Origin of the sequence: Actinoplanes sp. NPDC049681, assembly GCF_044465265.1 — a bacterium.
Taxonomy (GTDB): Bacteria; Actinomycetota; Actinomycetes; order Mycobacteriales; family Micromonosporaceae; genus Actinoplanes.
The window spans coordinates 674,849-698,072 of the sequence record NZ_JBITLP010000003.1 but is presented as its reverse complement, the minus strand read 5'-3'; the positions used below and the strand labels follow the sequence as shown (position 1 = coordinate 698,072).

General features: G+C 71.9%; 21 protein-coding genes and 1 pseudogene. 8 read left to right on the top strand and 14 right to left on the bottom strand.

Going from position 1 to position 23,224, the window contains the following annotated elements; translation table 11 throughout:
* Positions 1 to 19: 19 nt before the first annotated feature.
* Together ACIBO8_RS13110 and ACIBO8_RS13105 are read right to left on the bottom strand one after the other, a co-directional pair.
* Positions 20 to 1,258, bottom strand: coding sequence for a glycosyltransferase (locus tag ACIBO8_RS13110; RefSeq protein WP_396115362.1), 1,239 nt, complete (start codon positions 1,256 to 1,258; stop codon positions 20 to 22).
* Between the two features lie 62 nt (positions 1,259 to 1,320).
* A complete protein-coding gene (locus ACIBO8_RS13105) occupies positions 1,321 to 2,067 on the bottom strand; it encodes an MBL fold metallo-hydrolase (protein WP_396115361.1) in 747 nt (248 codons plus the stop codon).
* A 287-nt stretch (positions 2,068 to 2,354) separates the two neighbouring features.
* Between ACIBO8_RS13105 and ACIBO8_RS13100 the strand changes: the two genes are divergently transcribed.
* The gene (locus tag ACIBO8_RS13100) at positions 2,355 to 2,777 is read left to right on the top strand and encodes a hypothetical protein (protein ID WP_396115360.1); all 423 of its coding nucleotides are present in this window, start codon (positions 2,355 to 2,357) and stop codon (positions 2,775 to 2,777) included.
* A gap of 3 nt (positions 2,778 to 2,780) precedes the next feature.
* Here the strand turns inward: ACIBO8_RS13100 and ACIBO8_RS13095 are convergent, their stop codons facing one another.
* The 3 genes and pseudogenes from ACIBO8_RS13095 to ACIBO8_RS13085 form a co-directional block, all read right to left on the bottom strand.
* The gene (locus tag ACIBO8_RS13095; RefSeq protein WP_396115359.1) at positions 2,781 to 3,746 is read right to left on the bottom strand and encodes a PLP-dependent cysteine synthase family protein; all 966 of its coding nucleotides are present in this window, start codon (positions 3,744 to 3,746) and stop codon (positions 2,781 to 2,783) included.
* Positions 3,747 to 3,750: 4 nt separating this feature from the next.
* On the bottom strand, positions 3,751 to 4,110 hold the full coding sequence (locus ACIBO8_RS13090; protein WP_396115358.1) for a MoaD/ThiS family protein: 360 nt from the start codon (positions 4,108 to 4,110) through the stop codon (positions 3,751 to 3,753).
* A gap of 65 nt (positions 4,111 to 4,175) precedes the next feature.
* A pseudogene (locus tag ACIBO8_RS13085) lies at positions 4,176 to 4,678 on the bottom strand (Mov34/MPN/PAD-1 family protein).
* Positions 4,679 to 4,747: 69 nt separating this feature from the next.
* On the opposite strand from ACIBO8_RS13085, the gene ACIBO8_RS13080 reads away from it, so the two are divergent.
* Entirely contained in the window at positions 4,748 to 5,626 is an 879-nt protein-coding gene (locus ACIBO8_RS13080) for an aldo/keto reductase (protein WP_396115357.1), read from the top strand.
* Here ACIBO8_RS13080 and ACIBO8_RS13075 read toward each other — a convergent pair.
* Together ACIBO8_RS13075 and clpS are read right to left on the bottom strand one after the other, a co-directional pair.
* On the bottom strand, positions 5,604 to 6,101 hold the full coding sequence (locus ACIBO8_RS13075; RefSeq protein ID WP_396115355.1) for a DUF2017 domain-containing protein: 498 nt from the start codon (positions 6,099 to 6,101) through the stop codon (positions 5,604 to 5,606). The two genes, ACIBO8_RS13080 and ACIBO8_RS13075, sit on opposite strands and share 23 nt — an antisense overlap.
* Before the next feature lie 28 nt (positions 6,102 to 6,129).
* Positions 6,130 to 6,420, bottom strand: coding sequence for an ATP-dependent Clp protease adapter ClpS (gene clpS, locus ACIBO8_RS13070; RefSeq protein ID WP_396115354.1), 291 nt, complete (start codon positions 6,418 to 6,420; stop codon positions 6,130 to 6,132).
* Between the two features lie 295 nt (positions 6,421 to 6,715).
* Between clpS and ACIBO8_RS13065 the strand changes: the two genes are divergently transcribed.
* The 3 genes from ACIBO8_RS13065 to ACIBO8_RS13055 are packed head-to-tail and all read left to right on the top strand — an operon-like array spanning position 6,716 to position 11,242.
* Positions 6,716 to 9,301, top strand: a complete 2,586-nt coding sequence (locus ACIBO8_RS13065; RefSeq protein ID WP_396115353.1) for a LuxR C-terminal-related transcriptional regulator — start codon at positions 6,716 to 6,718, stop codon at positions 9,299 to 9,301.
* Positions 9,302 to 9,310: 9 nt separating this feature from the next.
* On the top strand, positions 9,311 to 10,600 hold the full coding sequence (locus ACIBO8_RS13060; protein ID WP_396115352.1) for a nicotinate phosphoribosyltransferase: 1,290 nt from the start codon (positions 9,311 to 9,313) through the stop codon (positions 10,598 to 10,600).
* Positions 10,601 to 10,657: 57 nt separating this feature from the next.
* Complete coding sequence (locus ACIBO8_RS13055; protein WP_396115351.1) at positions 10,658 to 11,242, top strand: isochorismatase family protein; 585 nt, start codon at positions 10,658 to 10,660, stop codon at positions 11,240 to 11,242.
* A 188-nt stretch (positions 11,243 to 11,430) separates the two neighbouring features.
* On the opposite strand, the gene ACIBO8_RS13050 is transcribed toward ACIBO8_RS13055, so the two are convergent.
* The 3 genes from ACIBO8_RS13050 to ACIBO8_RS13040 all read right to left on the bottom strand — a co-directional run bounded on the left by ACIBO8_RS13050 (position 11,431) and on the right by ACIBO8_RS13040 (position 15,988).
* Positions 11,431 to 12,843 (bottom strand): MFS transporter, encoded by a 1,413-nt coding sequence (locus tag ACIBO8_RS13050; protein WP_396115350.1) that lies wholly within the window; start codon positions 12,841 to 12,843, stop codon positions 11,431 to 11,433.
* A gap of 160 nt (positions 12,844 to 13,003) precedes the next feature.
* Positions 13,004 to 14,755 (bottom strand): cytochrome c oxidase subunit I, encoded by a 1,752-nt coding sequence (ctaD, locus tag ACIBO8_RS13045; RefSeq protein ID WP_396115349.1) that lies wholly within the window; start codon positions 14,753 to 14,755, stop codon positions 13,004 to 13,006.
* A gap of 123 nt (positions 14,756 to 14,878) precedes the next feature.
* Positions 14,879 to 15,988 carry an FAD-dependent monooxygenase gene (locus tag ACIBO8_RS13040; protein WP_396115348.1) on the bottom strand — a complete coding sequence of 370 codons (1,110 nt, stop codon included), beginning with the start codon at positions 15,986 to 15,988 and terminating at the stop codon, positions 14,879 to 14,881.
* A 141-nt stretch (positions 15,989 to 16,129) separates the two neighbouring features.
* On the opposite strand from ACIBO8_RS13040, the gene ACIBO8_RS13035 reads away from it, so the two are divergent.
* Entirely contained in the window at positions 16,130 to 16,525 is a 396-nt protein-coding gene (locus ACIBO8_RS13035; protein ID WP_396115347.1) for a VOC family protein, read from the top strand.
* On the opposite strand, the gene ACIBO8_RS13030 is transcribed toward ACIBO8_RS13035, so the two are convergent.
* Positions 16,518 to 17,183 carry a helix-turn-helix domain-containing protein gene (locus ACIBO8_RS13030; RefSeq protein ID WP_396115346.1) on the bottom strand — a complete coding sequence of 222 codons (666 nt, stop codon included), beginning with the start codon at positions 17,181 to 17,183 and terminating at the stop codon, positions 16,518 to 16,520. The genes ACIBO8_RS13035 and ACIBO8_RS13030 overlap by 8 nt on opposite strands.
* Before the next feature lie 73 nt (positions 17,184 to 17,256).
* Between ACIBO8_RS13030 and ACIBO8_RS13025 the strand changes: the two genes are divergently transcribed.
* Complete coding sequence (locus ACIBO8_RS13025; protein WP_396115344.1) at positions 17,257 to 18,327, top strand: DNA polymerase ligase N-terminal domain-containing protein; 1,071 nt, start codon at positions 17,257 to 17,259, stop codon at positions 18,325 to 18,327.
* A gap of 58 nt (positions 18,328 to 18,385) precedes the next feature.
* Here ACIBO8_RS13025 and ACIBO8_RS13020 read toward each other — a convergent pair whose 3' ends face one another.
* Positions 18,386 to 19,924: an LPXTG cell wall anchor domain-containing protein gene (locus ACIBO8_RS13020; protein WP_396115343.1), complete on the bottom strand. Its 1,539-nt coding sequence runs from the start codon at positions 19,922 to 19,924 to the stop codon at positions 18,386 to 18,388.
* Positions 19,925 to 20,156: 232 nt separating this feature from the next.
* Between ACIBO8_RS13020 and ACIBO8_RS13015 the strand changes: the two genes are divergently transcribed.
* Positions 20,157 to 21,503, top strand: a complete 1,347-nt coding sequence (locus ACIBO8_RS13015) for an MGH1-like glycoside hydrolase domain-containing protein (protein WP_396115342.1) — start codon at positions 20,157 to 20,159, stop codon at positions 21,501 to 21,503.
* On the opposite strand, the gene ACIBO8_RS13010 is transcribed toward ACIBO8_RS13015, so the two are convergent.
* Positions 21,500 to 22,099 carry an MBL fold metallo-hydrolase gene (locus ACIBO8_RS13010; protein ID WP_396115341.1) on the bottom strand — a complete coding sequence of 200 codons (600 nt, stop codon included), beginning with the start codon at positions 22,097 to 22,099 and terminating at the stop codon, positions 21,500 to 21,502. The genes ACIBO8_RS13015 and ACIBO8_RS13010 overlap by 4 nt on opposite strands.
* A complete protein-coding gene (locus ACIBO8_RS13005; RefSeq protein ID WP_396115340.1) occupies positions 22,099 to 23,184 on the bottom strand; it encodes an S-(hydroxymethyl)mycothiol dehydrogenase in 1,086 nt (361 codons plus the stop codon). Before ACIBO8_RS13005 ends, ACIBO8_RS13010 begins: the two co-directional genes overlap by 1 nt.
* Positions 23,185 to 23,224 lie beyond the last annotated feature (40 nt).

Genomic DNA, 23,224 nt, shown 5'->3' with positions numbered 1-23,224 from the left:
AACTCCGTGGTGTGGATGGTCAGAGGCGGTCGGCAGACCACACGGGCGATGCTGCGGCCACGGCCGGAACGGCGGGTCGCAGGGCCCGTGCGCTGGGCCGGGTCACCACCGTCGGTGGCCGCAGTGCCGGCTGGGCACCGTGCGCCCGGAGGAAACCCTCCACGGCCTGCGGCCAGCCGAACAGCTCGGCCCGGGTCCGTGCGGCGGCGCGGCGTTCCTGCTCCGGACGCTCCATGATTTTCCGTACGCCCTCAGCAAACGCCTCCGCGGTGCCGGGCACGGCCATCCCGGCCTCGCCGACGACCTCGGGCAGCGCACTGGCGGCGTTCACCACCACGGGCGTCCCGCAGGCCAGGGCCTCGAGCGCGGCCAGCCCGAACGTCTCGACCGGCCCCGGTGCCACGGCTACGTCGGCGCTCGCGAGCAGTGCGGCGACGGCGTCACGATCGGTGATGTGCCCCGCGAACCGGACCGGCAGGCGGGCCGCACGGTACGCGAGCGCCGCCCGGCGTGCTCCGTCGCCGGCCATCACCAGCACGGCGGGCGCCTTGGCGGCACGCAACGCGGCCACGGTGTCGACGGCGAGTTCCGGGCGCTTGTCCGCGGAGAGCCGGCTGCAGTAGACGACGAGCAGCTCGTCGGGGCGGGCGTACCCGTCCCGGACGGCCGGGTCGCGACGGCTCGGGTGGAACTGGCGCAGATTGACCCCGAGCGGGATCTCGACCAGGTTGGGCACGCCGAGGCGCCGGAATTCGGCGGCGGCGAAGGCGGTCGTGCAGACGATCTGGTCGAAGGCCTCCGCGGTACGCCGGTTGAGCCGGTCGGCGAGGGAGTCGCGGTGCGGCATGCCCCAGACGCCGAGCAGCCCGGCGAGGCTCTCGTGGGACACCATCATCGAGCCCACGCCGCGCTCGCGGGCCCAGCGGCCGGTCCAGCGCAGGGTGGCACGGTCGGACACCTCGAGGCGGTCGGGGGCCAGCTCGTCGAGCAGGCGGGTGAGCTCCCGGCGGCCGGCGAGGACGCGGTAGCCGCCGGTGCGCGGCAGGGGGTGGCCCGGCAGCGTGATCACGCGACCCTGCTCGGTCATCTCGTCGGAGCGCTCGCGGCCCGGCACGATGAGGATCGGCTCGTGGCCCGCCCGCAGGTAGCCCTCGCCGAGGTGGCGCAGGGCGGTCCGCAGGCCGCCGGAACGGGGTGAGACGAAGTTCGCCAGCCGGACGATGCGCAGTCCACGCCCGCCCACTGATCGACCGGTCATGCAGGGCACTCCAAGGTCACAATCGAGTCCGATGGTGCGCTCGTGCCGTCCCCTCGGCAAGCTCAGAGATCGTAGCGGGCACCCGGGCGGACCACCTCCACCGGACCCGCGTACGCGGCGCACGCGGCCTCCACAGTAGAGGCTTCCGATCCCCATGCCGTCACGAGATGCGTCAGCAGCAGCCGGCCCACGTCCGCCTTGGTCGCGGCCTCCCCCGCCTCGCCGCCGGTCAGGTGCAGGTCAGGCGGGTTCGCCACACCGTCCAGGTAGCTCGCTTCACAGAGGAACAGGTCGGCGCCCTGGGCCAGGCGCAGCAGCGGCTCGCAGGGGGCGGTGTCCGAGGAGTACGCGAGGACGCTCCCGCCGTGCTCCACGCGTACCCCATAGGTCTCGATCGGATGGTTGACCCGATCGGCCGTGACCGTGAACGGACCGATGGGAAACGTCCCGGGCTGCAGCGCGTAGAAGGTGTAGACGTCGTCCACGGGCTCGTTCTCGGAACTGTAGGCGGCCGAGATGCGTTCCGCGGCGCCGAGGGGCGCGTAGACCGGCAGCGGGGGCAGCGGGCCGCCCGGGGCGTAACGGCGGACCACCACGTAGGTGCACGCGTCCAGCATGTGGTCACAGTGCAGGTGGGTGAGCAGGATGGCGTCCACGGCGTCGATGCCCGCGTAGCGCTGCAACGCGGACAGCGAGCCGGAGCCGAAGTCGATCAGCAGCCGGAAGCCGTCGGCCTCCACGAGATAGGCGGAACAGGCCGACTCGGGGCCGGGGAAACTGCCGGCACAGCCGAGAACGGTCAGTCGCATGCGGGTCCCTCTGGTTAACGCTCGGTCGTCCACGACTCGGCCGGCGGTGCTCTAGGTTGAAGACTTAACCTAAAGGTCACCGGCAGAGAATGCAGACCAGTCAATCACGCTGCGCAGCCTACGCCGGGACCGCTGCGTCACGTAAACGTCTGATCGATTTGTCGCTAAATCGACAACGTACGTCACACCCGTCGTGACCTGGGTCATTTTGGCCCGCGTTACGCCTTGTGAGTCGCACCCGTTGCACAGGGTGAAGGGACACCCGGGGCAATGCGGAGGGGTACGACGTGACGACGACGGAAGTGAAGCAGGCGGCCCGCACGAGCGAGGTAGCGGCACCGGACGTGGTGCCCTTCGGCTGGGAGCCGGCCCGGACGGCGGCCACGCCCCGTCCCGACGACGAGGCCCTGTTCCGCTTCCCGGCGGCCGACGACCCGGCGCCCGGGACCCGGCGCCTGCTCGGCATGTCGATCTACGCGTCGTTCCTGGGTCTGGCCGGGGTCGGGGTCGGGGTACGCGGGCTCGTCTCGCAGATCGGCGGCGGGGTGCCCGGGTGGTACACGTGGGTGCTGGCGTTCCTGGGCATGGTGAGCGTGGCACTGGCGGTGGGCGCGTTCCTGTCGATCCACCGCCGGGTGCTGCCGCTGGCGCTCCTGACCGCCGCCGCCGTGCCGGTGACCGCCGACATCCTGCTGGCGGTCGCCTACTAGGCCCTAGGCCCAGAGCTGGCCGTCCAGGGCGTCTTCCGCGTCGGCCAGGGTGCCGCCGTACGCGCCGGTGGAGAGGTATTTCCAGCCGCCGTCGCAGACGACGAACGCCACGTCGGCCCGCTTGCCCTCGCGGACGGCCTCGTGCGCCACCGCGAGCGCGGCGTGCAGGATCGCGCCGCTGGAGAAGCCGGCGAAGATGCCCTCGACCTCGACGAGCTGCCGGGTCCTCAGCACCGCGTCGCGGGTGCCGACCGAGAACCGCCGACTCAGCACCGAGGCGTCGTAGAGCTCCGGGACGTAACCCTCGTCGATGTTGCGCAGGCCGTACACCAGCTCGCCGTAGCGGGGCTCCGCCGCGACGATCTGGATGCCGTCGACCTTCTCCCGCAGATAACGGCCGGTGCCCATGAGCGTGCCCGTGGTGCCCAGGCCCGCCACGAAGTGGGTGATCGTCGGCAGGTCGTGCAGCAGCTCGGGGCCCGTCGTCTCGTAGTGCGCGCGGGCGTTCGCGGAGTTGCCGTACTGGAACAGCATCACCCAGTCGGGGTGCTCCGAGGAGATCTGTTTGGCGACGGCCACCGCCTGGTTGGAGCCGCCCGCGGCCGGCGAGAAGATGATCTCCGCGCCGTACATGCGGAGGAGCTGGACGCGCTCGGCGGAGACGTTCTCCGGCATCACGCAGACCAGGCGGTAGCCGCGCATCTTGGCGACCATGGCCAGGGAGATGCCGGTGTTTCCGCTGGTCGGCTCGAGGATCGTGTCGCCGGGGCGGAGGCGGCCGGACTCCTCCGCCTCGCGCACCATGAACAGCGCCGGCCGGTCCTTGATGCTGCCGGTCGGATTGCGGTCCTCGAGCTTGGCCCAGAGCCGCACCGGCGGTGCCCCCTCGGGCACCGTCGGTGAGAGCCGGGGCAGGCCGACGAGCGGCGTTCCCCCGCAGGCGTCCAGAAGGCTCTCGTAGCGAGCCATCGGCTTACTGGCCTTCAGTCCGAATGTGGGCGGTGGCGGGGCGGTCGGACGAGCTACCCAGGATCGCGGCCGCGGCGGCGAAGCCGAGCGCGCCGCCGGCCACCGCCGGGAGGATGGTCACGGAGTCGCCGTCGTTCAGCTTCGCGTCGAGCGCGCCGAGGAAGCGGACGTCCTCGTCGTTCACGTAGATGTTGACGAAGCGGTGCAGGCCGCCCTCGGGCGTGATGAGCCGCCCCTTGAGGCCGGAGTGCTTCGCGTCCAGGTCGTCGATCAGGCCGGACAGGGTGTCGGCGGAGCCCTCGACAACCTTCGAGCCGCCGGTGTAGCTGCGCAGAATGGTCGGAACGCGTACTTCGATAGCCATGGTGAAGATGCTCCTTGCAGGAAGAGTGTGTCGAGAGACGTTCAGGGCGGGTCGGGAGTCGTCGCTCAGCGACACTCGTAATAGACCGACGCGGGGCTCTGCCCGAACATGTACGACTGGACGGCGTACCCGTCCGCACTCATACTCACGCGTCCACCGTCGCATCCACGATGTTGACCTCTTCCTCGGTCACCACACCGTCCACGATACGGAACGAACGAATCTCCTCGGAGTCCGGCTCACGGGTTGAGACGAGCAGGTAGTGGGCTCCCGGCTCGCCGGCGAACGAGATGTCCGTGCGCGAGGGGTAGGCCTCGGTGGCGGTGTGCGAGTGGTAGATCACGACGGGTTCCTCGTCGTTGTCGTCCATCTCGCGCCACACGCGCAACTGCTCCATCGAGTCGAACTCGTAGAAGGTCATCGACCGCGCCGCGTTGTCCATGGCGATGTGCCGCGTCGGCAGATCGCTGCCGAGCGGGCCGGCCACGACGCCGCAGGCCTCGTCGGGGTGGTCCCGGCGGGCGTGGGCGACGATCGCTTCGAGGATCGCGCTGTCGATGGTCAGCACGTGGTTCACATTACCGTGACACCGGCGCGAAGCGGGCGTGGCAGTGCTCACGCCGGGTACTCCCACGCCATGAGGCAGCGAACCATCGGAGATGTCCAGGTGGGCGCCATCGGGCTCGGCGGCATGCCGATGTCCATCGAGGGGCGCCCCGACCACGAGCGCTCGATCCGCACGATCCACGCCGCCCTCGAGGCGGGCGTGACGCTGATCGACACGGCCGACGCGTACCACCTGCACGGCAACGAGGTCGGCCACAACGAGATCCTGATCGCGCAGGCCCTGGCGAGCTGGGGCGGGGACACCTCCGGCGTCCTCGTCGCTACCAAGGGCGGCCACCTGCGGCCCGGCGACGGCTCCTGGACGCTGGACGGCTCCCCCGCCCACCTGCGCGAGGCCGTCGAGGCGTCGCTCAAGCGGCTCGGCGTGGAGGCGATCGGCCTCTACCAGTTCCACCGGCCCGACCCGAAGGTGCCGTACGAGGACTCGATCGGCGCGCTGCGGGACCTGCTCGACGCCGGCAAGATCCGGATGGCCGGCATCTCGAACGCCGACGTCATCCAGATCCGGCAGGCGCAGGAGATTCTGGGCGGCCGGCTCGTGTCCGTACAGAATCAATTCTCCCCGGCGTTCCGCTCCTCCGAGCCGGAGCTGCGGCTCTGCGACGAGCTCGGGGTGGCGTTCCTGCCGTGGTCGCCGCTGGGCGGTATCAGCCGCGCCGGCGAGCTGGGTGACCGTTTCGCGCCCTTCGCGCGGGTCGCGGAGGCGCACGGGGTGAGCCCGCAGCGGGTCACGCTGGCCTGGATGCTGGCCAAGAGCCCGGTGGTGATCCCCATCCCGGGCGCCAGCCGCCCCGAGTCGATCACCGACTCCGCGCAGGCACCCGACCTGACGCTCGACGATGCCGAGCTGCGCGAGCTGGATGCCCCTACGCTTCGGGAAGCGCGTTGAGCAGGGATTCCTGGAGATAACCCAGGTACGCGTAGACGGAGAGCTGGAACACCCGGCTCGAGCCCGGGTCGTGGATGACCGCCTCGTCGAGCTCCTCGCCGAGGTCGGTGTCGGCCTGGATGTCGAGCCGGGTGGCCATGGCCAGCCGGGCGTCGTTGATCGCCCGCAGCCACGCCTCGGCCTCCTCGCCGTCGAGCCGGACCTCGCCCGGGCCGTCGTCCGGCAGGGCCGCGAGGATCGCACCGGCCTGATCGATCTTGCCCGTCTTGAGATCGCCCTCGGTGTAGAGGCGGAACTCGGCGGAGTCGTCGGGCCGGTCGGGGTAGATGTCCGGGAAGAGCCGGGACACGACCGGATCGGTGTGGTCGAAGCCGTCCATCAGCAGCCCCACGACCTCGCCGGCCACCTTGCGGAGCACCCGCACCTCGTCCACGGCGAAGGTGGCCACGCACAGGTTGCCGTTGCGCCGGAACATCAGTCGATCACCCGCCCAGTATCCGTACTCACGCGCGGTCCACCGTCGCCCACAGACCGTAGCCGTGCAGCTGGGAAGCGTCCATCTCCATGCGCTCCCGCGCGCCGGTCGACACGACCGCCTTGCCCTTGTTGTGGACATCCATCATGAGCTCCTCGGCCTTCTCGTGGCTGTAGCCGAAGAGCTTCTGGAAGACCCAGGTCACGTACGACATCAGATTGACCGGATCGTCCCAGACGATGGTCACCCACGGCCGGTCATCAGCCGGTACCTCCTCGATCTGCGGCGTCTCGACGGGAGCGACCTGAGGCAACGCCATGCCCCCCATCGTGCCACGCCGTCCGGGACGAAGGCTCGACCGCCGACGAACGACGCCACCGGCGCGTGCCTGATCCCGCCTGGTGCTGCGGCCGGCCGAGCACGGACGTGGCAGGCGCCCGGGCCCGCCCCGCCAGGCAGGACCCGGGCACGTCGCGCCGGCACCGCCGAACGGTAAACGGCCGGGACGATACGGAACAGGCACCGCACTACTCACCGCCTGAGCGGCGGATACTCATTATCGGACATGTTCCGGGCGGCTCCGGGACCATGACGGATCTCGATATGCTGGCCGGGTGGAGGACTGGGCATTCGTGGGCCGTGCCGACGAATTGGCCCGCCTCCGGACAGTTGCCACGAACGAGTCCGAACACGGCCTGATCCTCAGTGGTGCGGCCGGCATCGGGAAGAGCCGGCTGCTGCACGAGTCGGTGGCCGTGCTGCCCTGCGACACCTGGGCGGTGCACCGCGCCTCCGCGAATATCGCCAGCTCCGGCCTGCCGTTCGGCGGGCTCGCGCAGATCCTGCCCTCGGATCCGCCCGCCGGCGTCTCCCCCGCCGGGCTGCTGCGCTGGGCGGCCGACGGCCTGCGCGCCAAGGCCGGCCAGCGTCCGATCGTGCTCGCGGTCGACGACGCCCACCTGCTCGACCCGCCCTCGGCGGCCCTGGTGCACCTGCTGGTCCGCGAGGACGCGACGCTGCTCGCCACGCTGCGTACCTCCGAACCGGTGCCCGCACCGATCTCCGCATTGTGGACCGAGGGCCTGGTCGGTCACGCCGACCTGGCGCCGCTGAACAACGAGGACTCCCGCTCGCTGCTCGCCACCCTGGTCGGCGGGCCGGTCGAGGCCGGCTCCGCGCAGCGGCTGGCCCGCCTCGGCGGCGGCAATCCGCTGCTGCTGCGCGAGCTGGTGATGGCCGCGGTCCGAGGCGGCGAGCTGACCCAGGCGCACGGTTTCTGGCGCTGGACCGGCCGCCTCGCGCTGGCGCCCAGCCTGGCCGAGCTGGTGGACGCCCGGGTCGGCAGCCTCACCACCGGCGTCCGCGACGTGCTGGAACTCGTGGCCTTCGGCGAGCCGGTCGGGCTGACGCTGCTGCTGCGCGCCGCCGACCCGGCCGACGTGGAGACCGCCGAGGAGCGCGGGCTGATCCGGGTCGTGGGCGACGAGCGGCGTCGTGACGTCCGGCTGGCCCACCCGCTCTACGGCGAGGTGGTGCGACGGCGATGCCCGGTCACGCGGTCGCGCCGCCTGCTCGCCACGCTAGCCGACCTGGTGGCGGAGGCCGGCGCCCGGCGGCGCAACGACCTGCTGCGGGTGGCGGTCTGGCGCCTCGACTCCGGAACGGCGCAGGACGGCGCGCTGCTGCTGGACGCGGCGACGCAGGCCTTCGCGCGGTTCGACATGGACCTGACCCGGCGGCTGGCGTCTGCGGCCCGCGACGCCGGCGCCGGCTACCCCGCGGCGGAGCTGCTGGCCACCGCGTTGCTCTTCGCCGACGAACCGGAAGCGGCCCTGAGCGTGCTGGACGCGGCACCGGACGAGGGCAGCCGCCGGATCACCGCTCGCGCCACCGTGGAGTTCTTCGGCCTGGGCAGCAGGGAGGCCGCCGCGGCGCTCGCCGCGGTGCGACCCGCCGATCCGGCCGACGCCACCCGTGTACGCGCGGTCGAAGCCTTCCTGAACCTCCAGGTCGGCGAGGTGGAGCGCGCCCACGAGCTCGCGGTGGGCGTCGTGCACGCGCCGGCGGCGACAACCCCCGCCCGCGGGCTGGCGCGGTGCGTGCTGGCGTTGCTGGCGGCGCTGGGCGGCGACCCGGACGGCGCCCGCGCGCTGCTCAAGGCCGCCGCCGGCGACCGGGAGGCGTGGCGGCGGGACATACCGACCCTGCAGTACGCCCTCCAGATGGCGGAGGGCACGCTGGTCAGCGTCTCGATGGACCTGCCCGGGATCGACGACATCCTGACCGCGGAGTTCGCGGACCTGGCGCAGTCCGGCGGCTTCGGGTTCGGCTCGGGCTGGGTGTCGCTGCTCCAGGCCCGGGCGGCCTGGCTGCGCGGGCGCACCGACGACGCGCTGCGGGCCGCCGACCAGGCCTGCGCGGCGCTCGCGATGACCCGCGTCTACGACGGCAGCGCCCACTTCGCCCGCGCGAACATCGCGGCCATGCGCGGCGACCACGCCCTGGCCCGGTCGTCGCTGGAGATCGCCGAGGCGGCGGCCGGTCACGCCACCGGCCTCTACTACGCGTGGTGGCAGCAGTCCCGTGCCTGGACCAGCGCCTGCGCCGGGGACCTGGCCACAGCCGTACAGATGCTGCTGGAGGCCGCGGCCCGGCTGCGCGCCGACGGCTTCTACGCGGTGGAGCTGCTCGTTCTCTACGACCTGGTCCGGCTGGGCCGGCCGGAACTCGCGGCCGGGCGGATGACGAAGCTGGCCGGGACGGTCGGCGGACGGGCCACCCCCCTGCTCGTACGCCACGCCCTGGCCGACGCGGACGGCGAGGCCCACCTCGCGGTCGCCCGGGAGTTCTCCGGCCTGGGCTACCAGGTCTTCGCGGCCGAGGCGGCGGCCGGCGCGGTCCGCATCTTCCGGTCCGCCCGCGACCCCCGGGCCCTGGCGGCCAGCACCCTGCTCGCCGACGTGCTCGGCCGGTGCGACGCCCTCCGGACGCCCGCCCTCCGCTCGGTGCAGCCGACGCTCACCGTCCGCGAACGGCAGGTGGCCGAGCTGGCCGCGGACGGCGTACGCAGCCGCGAGATCGCCGACCGCCTGTTCCTGTCACCACGTACCGTGGAAAACCATTTACAGCGCGTCTACACGAAGCTGGGGGTCAGCGGACGCAACGAGCTTGCGCCCGCACTTCGACTGCTTCCGCAATAGGGTGGTGGCGTGGATGCAGAGTTCTCGACGGCGTTGATGACCGACCATTACGAACTGACGATGGTCAGTGCGGCCCTCAAGGACGGGACGGCGGACCGCCGCAGCGTCTTCGAGGTGTTCGCCCGGCGCCTGCCCAGCGGCCGTCGCTACGGCGTCGCCGCGGGCCAGGGCCGGTTGATCGAGCTGATCCGCGACTTCCGCTTCACCGACGAGGACGTGACCTTCCTGCGGAAGGCGGGCATCGTCGACGAGACCACGGCGGCCTGGCTCGCGGAATACCGGTTCACCGGCGACATCGACGGGTACGCCGAGGGCGAGCTGTTCTTCCCCGGCTCGCCGATCCTCACCGTGAGCGGCAGCTTCGCGGAATGCGTGGTGCTGGAGACGCTGATCCTGTCGGTGCTCAACCACGACTGCGCCATCGCCTCGGCGGCGGCCCGCATGGTCACCGCGGCCCGGGGCCGGCCGATCATCGAGATGGGCTCCCGGCGCACCCACGAGCAGGCGGCGGTGGCGTCGGCGCGCGCGGCATACCTGGCGGGTTTCGCCTCCACGTCCAACCTGGCCGCGGGCAGCCGCTACGGCATCCCGACCACGGGTACGTCCGCCCACGCGTTCACGCTTCTCCACGACGACGAGCCGGCCGCCTTCGCCTCGCAGGTCGCCGCGCTGGGCAAGAACACGACGCTGCTCGTGGACACGTACGACATCGCCCAGGGCATCCGCAACGCCATCGCGGTGGCCGGCCCCGACCTGCGAGCCGTCCGCATCGACTCGGGCGACCTCTCGGTCCTGGCCCAGCACTCCCGCGAGCTCCTCGACTCCCTCGGCGCCACCGAAACCAAAATCATCGTCTCCGGCGACATGGACGAGTACGCGATCGCCACCCTCGCCGCGGAACCGGTCGACATGTACGGCGCAGGCACGGCCGTGGTCACCGGCTCGGGCGCGCCGACGGCCGGGCTCGTCTACAAGCTCGTCGAGGTGGAGGGCCGGCCGGTGGTCAAGCGTTCCGAGAACAAGGCGACGGTGGGCGGCCGCAAGACCGCGATCCGCCGCCACAAGCCGACGGGTACGGCCACCGAGGAGATCGTCGTCTCCCAGGGCGTACCCGACCACCAGGCGAACGACCGGCTGCTCCAGCGGTCGTTCGTGGCCGAGGGTGAGATCCTCGAGATCCCGGCGCTGGCGGAGTCGCGGGAGCACCTGCGGCAGTGCCTGATCTCCATCCCGTGGGAGGGGCTCAAGCTGTCCGCGGGAGATCCGGCCATCCCGGTCACGGTGATCCCGACCGCCTGACGGCGCGAGCCGCCGCCCCGGCGCCCGCGCCGACCGACCCGACCACTGGAGGACGCCGTGTCCCGTGCCCTGATCATCGTCGACGTCCAGAACGACTTCTGCGAGGGCGGCTCCCTCGCCGTCCAGGGGGGAGCCGGCGTGGCCGCGGCGATCTCGTCGGCGCTCGCCGGACCCACCGGGCGCTGGGACCACGTCGTGGCGACGAAGGACTACCACGTCGACCCGGGGGCGCACTTCAGCACGCACCCCGACTTCGTCGACTCGTGGCCGGCGCATTGCGTGGTGGGAACCGCCGGCTCCGAGTTCCACCCGTCGCTGGTCACGCAGCGGGTGGAGGCGGTCTTCCACAAGGGTGAGCACGCGGCGGCGTACTCGGGGTTCGAGGGTCACACGGAGGCCGGCGAGGGCCTGGCGGACTGGCTCAGGGACCGCGACGTGACGGAGGTCGACGTGGTGGGCATCGCGACGGACCACTGCGTGCGGGCGACCGCCCTGGACGCGAAGAAGGCGGGATTCGCGACGACGGTCCTGCTGGACCTGACGGCCGGGGTCGCGCCGGCCACGACCGCGGCGGCGCTCAGCCAGTTCGAGGAGGCGGCGGTGGCGACGACGGGCGAGCCGGTCGTCGTCCCCGCCGGCTGACGCCTCTCCGCCGAGGCTCCTCCTTGCGGTCGGCCGCTTCGCCTTGCGGCGGCCTGGCCAGCGAGCCGCCGACGGAGCTTCCTCCGGCTGCGACGAGCTGGCCGGCGCCCCGCTGACGGCGCATCGTCCGGTTACGACGACCTGGCCAGCGGGCCGCTGACGGCGCATCGTCCGGTTACGCGGCCTTCTCAGCGAGCCGCTGACGGAGCGTCGTCCGGCGAAGGGAAGTCCGCGGCCGGACCGCCGTAGCCGTTCTGCCACGCGCCCGCCCCCGCACCGCCCGCCGCCGCACCGCCGTGCCCAGCCCCGCCCACGCCGTCCCCCGACGCACTGCGCCGGCTCCCGGCCACCTCCATGTCCGCGGCGGCCGGGCGGAGCTCGGCCGCGACCGGGACGGTCGCTTCGGCGAGCCGGTGAGCGGCCGTCCGCTCCTCGCGGCGGCGGCGGAGTTCCGGGGGCAGGACCAGCACCGCCACCGCCAGCCCCACGCCGCCGACCGCCGCGAAACCCCAGGCCGGTGCTGTCGCGTCCATCACCACGCCGGCCAGCGGGGCGCCCAGCGCGACGCCGACGGTCAGGGATGAGTTGTGCCAGCCCATCGCCTCGCCGCGGGCAGCGGCGGGCGTCAGGCGGCTCACCGCATCCGCCGTCGCCGTGATCGTCGGGGCGCACAGCGCTCCCGCGGGCAGCAACAGCAGGCCCAGCAGCCACCAGTGGCCGCCCGCGAGCCCCACGGGGACCGTCAGCAGGGCCATCGGGGCGAACAACATCAACGGCGGGAAACCCTGCTTGACCGTCCCGTACGCGAATCCGCCCAGCAGCGAATATCCGGCCCACATGGCGAGCACCGCCCCGGTCCACTCGACCTCACCGGAGTGCTGGAGCACGGCGACCACCGCGACGTCCGTGCCGCTGAGCACGAGGGTGGCGGCGCTGCTGATGGCCAGGACCGCGATCAGGCGCGGGCGCAGCCAGGTGCTGCGGGGCACCCGCTCGCCGGCGGAGATGGGTGCCTCGTCCCTGCCGCGGATCGGCGGGTTGAGCAGGTAGAGACCGACGCCGGAGAGCAGGATGCCGGCGCCGACGGCGAACATGGCCGGGCGGGCGCCGGCCGTCGTGCAGATGAGCACGCCCAGCGCGGGGCCGGCCATGAACGACAGCTCGGTGGTGATCGAGTCGAGCGCGAAGGCGGGCAGGCGGTGTGTCTCGGGGGTGAGTGCCGCGATCGACTGCCGGGCCACCGCGAACGCGGGCAGCGTCAGCAGCCCGGCGACGAGGGCGGCGACGAGCAGCGCCCAGTACGGCATGGCCTGTGCCGCCGACCAGAACGTCACCTCGGCGGCGGTGGTCAGCACCAGCACCGGTCGCAGCCCGCGGCGATCGGTGATCCGCCCGATGACCGGAGCGCCCAGCGAGCTGCCGATGGTGAACGCGGCCCCGACCAGGCCCGCGGCGCCGTACCCGAGGTGCAGGTCCTGGGTGACGTGCAGGGTCAGCGTGACCGTGCCGGCGGTGATCGGGATCCGGGCCAGGGTCGCCACGATGAGCAGCGACGGGATCCCGCGCAGGGCGAGCGTCTCGCGGTAAGGCGTGAGTGTCATTGCGGTCCTAACCTCCGCCCGACAGTGTCCGCCAGGGGTACGACATTCCCAACGGATTTGACGGACCTCACTCCCGGCCCACCCCGGAGCCGGCCGCGACACCGGAACGAAGAAGCCCGCCCCGGGACGCCGGGGCGGGCTGCTCGTCGTTGCGGTCGGGCTACTTGCGGTCGGTCAGGTCTTCCTTGTACGTCGCGCCGCCGTCGGACTCGCCGGTCAGGGGGCGGGCGCCGCCCTCCGGGGGCCCGGCGATGGACTGCTCGCCCGCTGCCAGCTCCGGGTACTTCGCGTCGAAGGCGGGACGCTCGGAGCGGATGCGCGGCATGCGGTCGAAGTTGCGCAGCGGCGGCGGCGAGGAGGTCGCCCACTCCAGGGAGTTGCCCGCGCCCCAGGGGTCGTCCACCGTGACGAGCTGGCCGACCTTGTACGACTTCCAGACGTTGTAGATGAACGGCAGGGTCGAGGCGCCCAGGACGAACGAGCCGACCGTCGAGAACGTGTTGAGGAACGTGAAGCCGTCGCCCGGCAGGTAGTCGGCGTACCGGCGGGGCATGCCCTCCGCGCCGAGCCAGTGCTGCACCAGGAACGTCGCGTGGAAGCCGATGAAGGTCAGCCAGAAGTGAATCTTGCCGAGCCGGTCGTCGAGCATCCGGCCGAACATCTTGGGGAACCAGAAGTAGATCCCGGAGAACACCGCGAACACGATCGTGCCGAAGAGCACGTAGTGGAAGTGCGCGATGACGAAGTACGAGTCCGAGACGTGGAAGTCGATCGGCGGGGCGGCGAGGAGCACGCCGGAGAGGCCACCGAAGAGGAACGTCACGAGGAAGCCGATCGCGAACATCATCGGTGTCTCGAAGCTGATCTGACCGCGCCACATCGTGCCGATCCACACGAAGAACTTCATGCCGGTCGGCACGGCGATCAGGAAGCTCAGGAAGCTGAAGAACGGCAGCAGCACCTGGCCGGTGACGAACATGTGGTGCGCCCAGACGCTCATGGACAGCGCCGCGATCAGCAGGGTGGCGCCGACCAGGCCCTTGTAACCGAAGACGGGCTTGCGGCTGAAGACCGGGATGACCTCGGTGATGATGCCGAAGAACGGCAGCGCGATGATGTACACCTCGGGGTGGCCGAAGAACCAGAAGAGGTGCTGCCACAGCATCGGGCCGCCGGTGTCGACGTCGAAGACGTGCGCGCCGATGACGCGGTCGGCGGCGAGCGCGAAGAGCGCGGCGGCCAGGAACGGGAAGACCATGATCACCAGCAGGCTGGTGACCAGGATGTTCCACGTCATGATGGGCATCCGGAACATGGTCATGCCGGGCGCGCGCAGCGTGATGATCGTGGTGATGATGTTGACGCCGCCGAGGATCGTGCCCAGACCCGACAGGGCCAGGCCGACCACCCACATGTTGCCGCCGATGCCCGGCGAGTGCAGCGAGTTGCTGAGCGGCGTGTACGCGAACCAGCCGAAGTCGGCGGCACCACCCGGCGTCACGAACCCGGCGATGGTGATCGTGCCGCCGAACAGGTAGAGCCAGTACGCGAAGGCGTTGAGCCGCGGGAACGACACGTCGGGCGCGCCGATCTGGATGGGCACCACGAAGTTCGCGAAGGCGAACACGATCGGCGTCGCGAAGAACAGCAGCATGATCGTGCCGTGCATCGTGAACAGCTGGTTGTACTGCTCCGGGGACAGCAGCTGCATGCCCGGCCGGGCCAGCTCGGTCCGCATGAGCAGGGCCATGAAGCCGCCCAGGATGTAGAACACGAAGGCGGTGATCATGTACATGATCCCGATCTGCTTCGCGTCCGTCGTCCGCAGGATCCGTGCGAGGGCCGAGCCCTTGACCTGCTGCCTGACCGGCCATGGCCGGGTCACGATCGGCTTAGGCGCAACGGTCGTCACGGATAGCCTCCGGTGTCTCGTTCGTCCCACTGCGTACGCCGGAAGTGAAAGGCGTACCTCGCAGGCAGAATAGTCCCCCGCCGACCTCCGGCGGGCGCGGGGTGACCAAAGACCACCCAGGTCTCAGAACGGCTCCACGAGCGCGCGGTAGTGATCCGTGAAGATCCGCTGGCCCCGCCTGCGCAGCATAGGATCGCGCTCCGCCGGCGGCACGTCCCGGGTCCGGTCGCGCTCGCGGGTCCGCTCCCGGACCTGGTCACAGCGTTCCCTGCGGCGGCGTTCGTATGCACGCAGCGCCGCTCGGACGTCGCCGCAGGCCGCCTTGAGCACCTCGCCGAGCACCACCGCGTCCTCGAGGGCCATCGCGGCACCCTGGGCGAGGCTGGGGGCGGTGGCGTGGGCAGCATCACCGACGAGCAGCACCGGGCCGGCGGTCCAGCCGTCGATCGCCACCTCGTCGGTGCGCGCCACCTGGACCTTCTCCACCGCGTCCAGGATCGCCGGCGCGCACCCGCCGAAGCCGCCGAAGACCTCCCGCAGGCGCGCCCGCGGATCGGCCGGGTTGGGCGTGTCCGGGCCTGCGGACTCGTCGGCGTACAGATAGAGGCGCCGGCCGCCCATGGGCATGGCCACGAACTGGGCCCGATGACCGAGCAGCGCCGTCCAGTCGCTGAGCGCGGGCCCTCCGCTGACCACGCTGCGGTAGACGATCTGACCGGTCGGGACGGCCGGGCCTCCGAGGCCGGCCTTCTCCCGGATCATGGAACGCCGGCCGTCGGCGCCGATCACGAGGTCGTACTCGGCGACGCTGCCGTCGCCGAACTCGACCTTGGCGGCGCCGTCGATCAGGTCGAGGCCGCGAACGGCGGTGTCGTAGCGCACCTCGCCGCCGACACCGGTGAGCAGCACCTGCTGCAGGTCGCCGCGCGACAGCGCCCGGGACTCGCCGACGCCGGCCCAGAGCGCGGCCACGTCGAGCTCGAAGAGCTCACGCCCGGCGCTGTCCTGGAAGACCTGCCGGAAGATGAGATCGCCCAGGGGACGCAGCGGGGCGTCGAGACCGAGCAGGCGCATCGCCCGCGAGGCGTTGCCCGGCAGATAGATGCCGGCACCCGGCACCATCGTGGCGGGCAGCTCCTCCACCACGTCCGGCCGGAAGCCCGCGATCCGCAGCCCCCGGGCCGCCGCGAGGCCGCTGATGCCGGCGCCCACGACGAGGATGCGCAAGGTCATCGCAGCAACGCCTCCGAGGGGTGGTCGATACGCGTCGGAGCCAAGACACTACCGGGCGCCACCGAACCAGGCCACCCACGAGAATGATCACGTCCGATTTGTTCAAGACGAGCCCCGCCGACGGCTCGTAGCGTCGTGGCCATGGCACCTACCTTCGCTGCGATCGGCCTGGCAGTGGCCGACATGGAAAAGTCGTTGGCGTTCTACCGCCGGCTGGGCCTCGACATCCCGTCCGGCGCCGGGGACGCGCCGCACGCCGAGGTGACCCTGCCGACCGGCGTCCGGCTCATGTGGGACCCCTACGAGACCATCCGCTCCTTCCACCCCGGCTTCTCCCCCGCCTCCGGCGACAGCCGGGTCAGCCTCGCCTTCGCCTGCGACGATCCGGCCGACGTGGACCGTACGCACAGCGCGCTCGTGGCCGCCGGTTATCAGTCTCACCTGGAACCTTGGGACGCCGTATGGGGACAGCGTTACGGCATCGTCCTGGACCCCGACGGCAACAACGTGGAGCTCTTCGCGCCGCTTCCTACGTGACCAGCTCCCGCAGGGGCACACCGGCCAGCGCCTTCACCTCCCGCGACAGGTGGGCCTGGTCGGCGTAGCCCGCCGCCACCGACACGTCGGCGAACGGGCGGCCACGCCGGGCGAGGCCCAGCGCCGTCTGCAGCCGGAGAATGCGGGCCAGAGTCTTCGGCCCGTACCCGAAAGCGCTCCGGCATCGTCGCTGCAGATGTCGCGCGCTGAGGCCGCATTGCTCGGCGATCGCGCCGACCGGAACGCCGGCGCGCGCCTGCTCGGCGACCGCGACCATCGCCTTGTCAGGGGTCCGCCACCGGCGCCCCGCGAAGGCCTCCAGGGCCGCGAGCGGGTCGTCGGCCTCGGCGAGCCGGCGCGCCTCGGGCGGAGCGACCAGCTCGTCGAGGGGCACGCGACGGTCGGTCAGCTCGTCGGCCGGGACACCGAGCACGGAGGCGCCGACGCCGTCGGCGAAGCGCAGAGCGAACAGCCTGCTGCCGGCGGGCGACCCGACCACCTGCGCGGTCGTGTCCGGCCCGGCTATGTAGACACTGCCGTCCTGCCAGATCACGTCGAGGCAGCCGTCGGGCAGGACCCGCGTCGGCGGGCAGCCGGGCGGCACGATGCTGCGCCAGGCGATCACGTGCGGCAGCTTCGATGCCCGTTCGGCGTACATGGGTTCACCCTGGCACGGGGGTACGACAGTCCGCGCGAATGACAACCGTGTAATCCGGGCAGACAATCGTGATATGACCGACCGTCTGGACGAGTACCGGCGCAAGCGGGACGCCCGCCGCACGCCGGAGCCCGTACCGCGGGCCCGGCCCCGCCCGAGCGGCCGGAACAGGTTCGTCATCCAGCAGCACCACGCGCGCAGCCTGCACTGGGACGTGCGGCTGGAGCGGGACGGCGTACTCGTGAGTTTCGCCGTGCCGCGCGGCCTGCCCCGCGACCGCGCCCGCAACTACCTGGCCAAACACACCGAGGACCACCCACTGGAGTATCTGGACTTCCACGGTGAGATCCCGGCGGGCGAGTACGGCGGCGGCCACATGCTGATCCACGACCGCGGCACCTACGAGGCGGACAAGTGGCGCGACGACGAGATCGGTGTCACGTTCCACGGCGACCGCACCTCGGGACGCTACGTCTTCTTTCAGACCGGCGGCCGGGACTGGATGGTGCGCCGGATGGACCCGCCGGAACCCGGCTGGGAGAGCATGCCCGAGGCCGTCGAACCCATGCTCGCGACCAGGGCCGCCGGCCTTCCGCCGGACGATCAGGACTGGGGGTACGAGCTGAGCTGGGCCGGCCGCCGTACCCTCGCGTACGTCTCCGGCGGCCGGGTACGCCTCACCGACGCGACCGGCGCCGACGTGACCTCTTGGTACCCGGAGGTGCGGCCGCTCGGGGAGGCGCTGGCGCCGCTGGAGGCCGTACTGGACGGGGAGATCGTGGCGTTCGAAGGGCCCGCCGTCTCCCCGCAGCTGCTGGAGCGCCGCAAGGCGCCGCGCGACTCCGCGGCGGCACGGCGGGCCGCGGAGCGCACGCCGGTGCAGTTCCTGATCTACGACCTGCTGTGGCTCGAAGGACACTCCACCGTGGAGCTGGTCCGTTACGCCGAGCGACGTGAACTGCTGGAGGGCCTGGGGCTGGCGGGCGACAACTGGCAGACACCGCCGTATTTCCCGGGCGGGGGCGAGTTCGCGCTGCAGGCCGCGCAGGCGCAGGGGCTCGGCGGCGTGGTCGCCAAGCGCCTCGACTCGCCGTATCTCCTGGGCCGCCGCAGCCGCCTGTGGCTGGCCGTGGACGCCACCTGAGCCGAAACGAGCGACGCGCCCGCCTGGCGGGGCGGGCGCGTCGTGATGGTGCGGAGCGTCAGGCGACGAAGCGGGTGCGGCGCCGCCGGGCGATGACCACTCCCGCGCCGCCGGCGACCAGCAGCACCAGCCCGGCGCCACCGATCACGCCTGCGACCGGGCCGGTCACGGGCAGGCCGCCGCCCTGGCCACCGCCGCCACCCGTGCCGGTGCCGGTGCCCGTGCCCGTGCCCGTACCGTTGAGGACGATCGCCCCGGTGTTGTTCGCCGGGTTGGTGTCCTGGCTGAACTGCTCGCATTCGCACGGCTCGTTCACCACGACCGCACCCTTCGCGTCGGGGACGACGCGGGTGACGCGCAGTTTGAACGTGTACGTCTCCGCGTGGCCGGTCTGCAGGAACCAGCCGCCGGAGCAGCGGTAGGCGGCGCCGTCCCGGGAGCAGCCGTCGGGCGCGGAGACCAGTTCGGTGCCGGCCGGTAGCTTGACCTTGATTCTCGCGACGGGCTCGCCGGAGCGGCCGAAGTCGACGGTGGCCGGGCCGGCGTTGCGGACCCCGACCCGGGCGGTCACCACCTCGCCGGCCGCACCTTTCAGGTCCGCGCCGACGGCTACGAGATCGGCGCCGTTCGTGCCGGTGGCGCGGATCCCCACGTTGGTCCAGTTGTTGTCCGGGTTGGTGTCGGCCTGCCGGCTGCTCGCCGACGCGGCCTGCCTCAGCTTGAGGACTCCGCCGCCGCCCGGGGTGCCGAGCGTACGGCCCTCCTGGCGCAACAGGGCTTCGAGGTCCTCCAGCTCGGCCGGGGTGAGCCACTCGAGCTGATTGACCGCGCCGCCGGGGGCGTACGTGTCGGCACGCAGCTTGTAGGGCATCGCGCCGCGCAGCGTGGCACCCGGGGCGAGCGACTGGTCGAACGTGCAGGCGGTGAGCTCGCCGTCGCGGTAGAAGCAGTTGCTGAACCGGGTCGTCGTCTGGAACGCCCAGTCCCGGTTGAACACGACCGAGGTGCCGTCGGCCACGGTCCGGCCCGCGTTGTGGACGACGAGCGGCGCGTCGAAGGTGGCGCCGGGCTTGCGGCTCAACGAGACGTCCGGACCCGCTTTCAGGTCGACGCCGCCGGCGACCCGGATCGTGGCTTGCTCGGTGATCGGCGCGATCCCGTCGGCGACGAAGGTCGCCGTCAGGGTCCCGGAGGTGCCGAGAGTCGCCGAGCGGGTCGCCTTGAGCATGGCGGAGAACCAGCCGGTGATGCCGTCCGGGCCGGTGGAGAGCTCCCAGTCGTCCGTGCACTCGAGCTTCACCGGAGACTCGTTGACGCACTCCCCGACGCCGTCCCCGTCGGCGAGGGTGACGCCGGTCAGGCCGCTGAGGGTGTACGTGAGCCGCGGCTCGGACAGCACGGTCTCCTCGTCGGCCCACCACGACGGACTGAGCAGGGTGCCGGCGCCGCCCACCGGCAGGGTCATGTCGCGGACGATCATGGTGAGTCCCGCGGCCGGGGCGGCGGCCGCGGGTGCGGCGGCGGCCGCGGCGGGCCCGCAGGTCGCGGCGATCGCGGCGAGTGCCGCAGAGACGCGCCGGACGGAGTTGGACGGCATCGAAACATTCCTCCCCATGAACGCCTGAAGCCGTCGCAGCTTAGGCGATCATGGGCCGGCGCGCCGCCCCGCCTCTCGGCCGAACGGACATGTCGCACCGGCCGCCCGGGTTGATCTCTACAGCGGGACGCCCGCCGGCCGATGAGGGGGGTTTGCCGCGGCCCGCAGCGGAAAGGTCTATACGAAGATGCACTTGTCCCCGTCCGACCCGACCGCTGTAGTGAATCCCGTCATGTCTGCTGATCTCTGGAAGTCCGCCGCTTCCGTTCTCGACACCAACTGGGCGCAGGACCACATGGTCCCGTCCCGCCGGCTGTATCCCCACCAGTGGAGCTGGGACGCCGCCTTCATCGCCCTCGGCCTCGCGTACGTGAACCCGACCCGGGCCTGGCGCGACCTGCGAAGCCTGTTCGAGGCGCAGTGGCCGGACGGCCGCGTACCGCACATCGTCTTCGACCCGCTGACCGCCGAGGAGGACTACTTCCCCGGGCCGGGCTTCTGGGACGTTCCGGCGTACGGCGGCCGGCCCGCGCGGGGCAGCACCGGGCTGGTCCAGCCGCCGCTGCACGCCGTCGCCGCCTGGGCGGTGTACCGGCGCGCCGCCTCGCACGGGGCGGCGTGCGCGCACGAGGCCATTCAGCAGCTCAAGTGGCTCTACCCGCGGCTCGTGGCACAGCAGGAGTACCTGACCCGGCGCCGTGACGCCGGCGGGAACGGGCTGGCGAGCATCGTGCACCCGTGGGAGTCCGGCCTCGACAACAGCCCCTCGTGGGATGCGGCGATGGCGCGCGTACCGGGGGACCTCGGCCTGCTCGAGCGTTTCCGGCGCCGGGACATCGAGGTCGCGGACGCCGCGCACCGGCCCACCGACCTGGACTACGCCCGTTACGTGAACCTGGTCCTCGACTACCGCGACGGCGGCTATGCGGACACCGACCTGGCGCAGCGGCACGCGTTCGTCGTCGAGTGCCCGTCCTTCAATGCGATCCTGGCGGCCGCCGAACTCGCCCTCGTCCACATCGCCGCGGTGGTCGGCGCCGACCCGATGGCGCACCGGCGGCGGGCGCGTCGGATCACCGAGGCGATCTCGCGGCACCTGTACGACGACAGCACCGCGACCTTCCGCGCGCGCGATGTGCGTACCGGAGAACTCAGTCCGGCCCGGTGCATCAACGGCCTGGTGCCTCTCCTCCTGCCGGATCTGCCGCGCGACCAGGTCGAGGCGATCATGGCGGAGGCCGCGTCACCCCGGTTCGGCCTGCCGGCGACGACGGGCCTGCCGGTGCCCAGCTACGACCGGACCGCGCCGGACTTCGACACGCTGCGCTACTGGCGCGGCCCGATCTGGATCAACGTCAACTGGCTGCTGCGCCGCGGCATGCTGGTGCACGGCTATCGCGACCAGGCCGAGGACCTGCGTACGGCAATGGTCCGGCTGGTCCATCGCTCCGGGCACTTCGAGTACTTCCACCCGGACACCGGCGCGGGCATCGGCGCCCCGACGTTCAGCTGGACCGCCGCCCTGGCCCTCGACCTGCTCGCGGACCGTTCCGTGCCCGCCTACGCGCGAGCGGCCTAGAGCTTCTCCGCGGCGATCGTCGTGTCCGGGCCGTGACCGGTGTGCACGACGGTCTCGGGCGGCAGCGTCAGCAGCCGGCTGCGGATCGACTGCTCGATCGTGGGCCGGTCACTGTAGGAGCGGCCGGTCGCGCCCGGCCCGCCCTGGAACAGGGTGTCTCCCGTGAAGACGCAGCCCAGGGCCGGTGCGTAGAGGCAGACGGCGCCCGGGCTGTGCCCCGGCGTGTGCAGCACGCGCAGGGTGATGCCGGCCACCGCGATCTCCTGGCCGTCGTTCAGCGGCGCCGGCATCGGCACGCCCGGATGGGTCAGCTTCCACAGCACGTCCTCGGCGGGGTGCAGCAGCAGCGGCGCCCCGGTCTCCGCGGCCAGCTCCGGAGCGACCCGGACATGATCGTCATGCGCGTGGGTGAGGACGATCGCGACGACCTTGCGGCCGTTCACCAGCTGCATGATCGACGGTACGGAGTGAGGCGCGTCGACGACCACGCACTCGGTGTCGTCGCCGACCACCCACACGTTGTTGTCCACGTCGAACGTCTCGCCGTCGAGCGAGAACGTGCCGCTGGTGACCGCGTGATCGACGCGTACGCCCATCAGAAGATCACCACCGAGCGCAGTACGCCGCCCGTGTGCATCTTGGCGAACGCGTCCTCCACCCCGTCCAGGCGGATCTCCTCGGTCACGAACGCGTCCAGGTCCAGGCGGCCCTGCAGGTACAGCTCGGTCAGCATGGGGAAGTCGCGGGTGGGCAGGCAGTCGCCGTACCAGCTGCTCTTGAGCGCCCCGCCGCGGCCGAAGACGTCGAGCAGCGGCAGCTCGATGGTCATCTCCGGGGTCGGCACGCCCACCAGCACGACCGTGCCCGCCAGATCCCGGGCATAGAAGGCCTGCTTGTACGTCTCCGGCCGGCCCACCGCCTCCACGACGACATCGGCGCCGTTCCCACCGGTGAGCTCCTGCACGGCGGCGACCACGTCCGTCCCGCGCGCGTTGACCGTGTGGGTGGCACCGAACTTGCGCGCCCACTCGAGCTTCTGATCGTCGGTGTCGATCGCGATGATCGTGGTGGCCCCGGCGAGCGCCGCCCCCACCACGGCCCCGTCGCCGACGCCGCCGCACCCGATGACCGCCACCGAGTCGCCCCGGGTGACGCCACCCGTGTTGATCGCCGCACCGATGCCGGCCATCACCCCACAGCCGAGCAGGCCCACCGCCGCGGGCCGGGCGGCCGGGTCGACCTTCGTGCACTGACCGGCGTGCACCAGCGTCTTCTCCACGAACGCGCCGATGCCCAGCGCGGGCGACAGCTCGGTGCCGTCCTCCAGCGTCATCCGCTGTGCCGCGTTGTGGGTGTTGAAGCAGTACCACGGCTTGCCCTTGCGGCAGGCCCGGCAGTCGCCGCAGACCGCACGCCAGTTCAGCACGACGAAGTCACCCGGGGCGACGTCGGTGACGCCGGCACCGACCGCCTCGACGACGCCCGCCGCCTCGTGGCCGAGCAGGAAGGGAAAGTCGTCGTTGATGCCGCCCTCGCGATAGTGCAGATCGGTGTGGCACACCCCGCACGCCTGGACCCGCACGACGGCCTCGCCGGGCCCGGGATCCGGCACGACGATCGTGGTCACCTCGACGGGTGCGCCCTTGGCCCGGGCGATGACTCCGTTGACTCGCTGGCTCATGCCGACCACCTTGCCACCGCGGTGCGCCGGGCGCGATCAG

What these genes read in the sequence shown, in the direction of transcription:
- ACIBO8_RS13110 (WP_396115362.1), bottom strand. Translation starts at nt 1,258, where the DNA reads ATGACCGGTCGATCAGTGGGCGGGCGTGGACTGCGCATCGTCCGGCTG.
- ACIBO8_RS13105 (WP_396115361.1), bottom strand. Translation starts at nt 2,067, where the DNA reads ATGCGACTGACCGTTCTCGGCTGTGCCGGCAGTTTCCCCGGCCCCGAG.
- ACIBO8_RS13095 (WP_396115359.1), bottom strand. Translation starts at nt 3,746, where the DNA reads ATGGCTCGCTACGAGAGCCTTCTGGACGCCTGCGGGGGAACGCCGCTC.
- ACIBO8_RS13090 (WP_396115358.1), bottom strand. Translation starts at nt 4,110, where the DNA reads ATGGCTATCGAAGTACGCGTTCCGACCATTCTGCGCAGCTACACCGGC.
- ACIBO8_RS13080 (WP_396115357.1), top strand. Translation starts at nt 4,748, where the DNA reads ATGAGGCAGCGAACCATCGGAGATGTCCAGGTGGGCGCCATCGGGCTC.
- ACIBO8_RS13075 (WP_396115355.1), bottom strand. Translation starts at nt 6,101, where the DNA reads ATGTTCCGGCGCAACGGCAACCTGTGCGTGGCCACCTTCGCCGTGGAC.
- clpS (WP_396115354.1), bottom strand. Translation starts at nt 6,420, where the DNA reads ATGGCGTTGCCTCAGGTCGCTCCCGTCGAGACGCCGCAGATCGAGGAG.
- ACIBO8_RS13050 (WP_396115350.1), bottom strand. Translation starts at nt 12,843, where the DNA reads ATGACACTCACGCCTTACCGCGAGACGCTCGCCCTGCGCGGGATCCCG.
- ACIBO8_RS13040 (WP_396115348.1), bottom strand. Translation starts at nt 15,988, where the DNA reads ATGACCTTGCGCATCCTCGTCGTGGGCGCCGGCATCAGCGGCCTCGCG.
- ACIBO8_RS13035 (WP_396115347.1), top strand. Translation starts at nt 16,130, where the DNA reads ATGGCACCTACCTTCGCTGCGATCGGCCTGGCAGTGGCCGACATGGAA.
- ACIBO8_RS13030 (WP_396115346.1), bottom strand. Translation starts at nt 17,183, where the DNA reads ATGTACGCCGAACGGGCATCGAAGCTGCCGCACGTGATCGCCTGGCGC.
- ACIBO8_RS13025 (WP_396115344.1), top strand. Translation starts at nt 17,257, where the DNA reads ATGACCGACCGTCTGGACGAGTACCGGCGCAAGCGGGACGCCCGCCGC.
- ACIBO8_RS13020 (WP_396115343.1), bottom strand. Translation starts at nt 19,924, where the DNA reads ATGCCGTCCAACTCCGTCCGGCGCGTCTCTGCGGCACTCGCCGCGATC.
- ACIBO8_RS13015 (WP_396115342.1), top strand. Translation starts at nt 20,157, where the DNA reads ATGTCTGCTGATCTCTGGAAGTCCGCCGCTTCCGTTCTCGACACCAAC.
- ACIBO8_RS13010 (WP_396115341.1), bottom strand. Translation starts at nt 22,099, where the DNA reads ATGGGCGTACGCGTCGATCACGCGGTCACCAGCGGCACGTTCTCGCTC.
- ACIBO8_RS13005 (WP_396115340.1), bottom strand. Translation starts at nt 23,184, where the DNA reads ATGAGCCAGCGAGTCAACGGAGTCATCGCCCGGGCCAAGGGCGCACCC.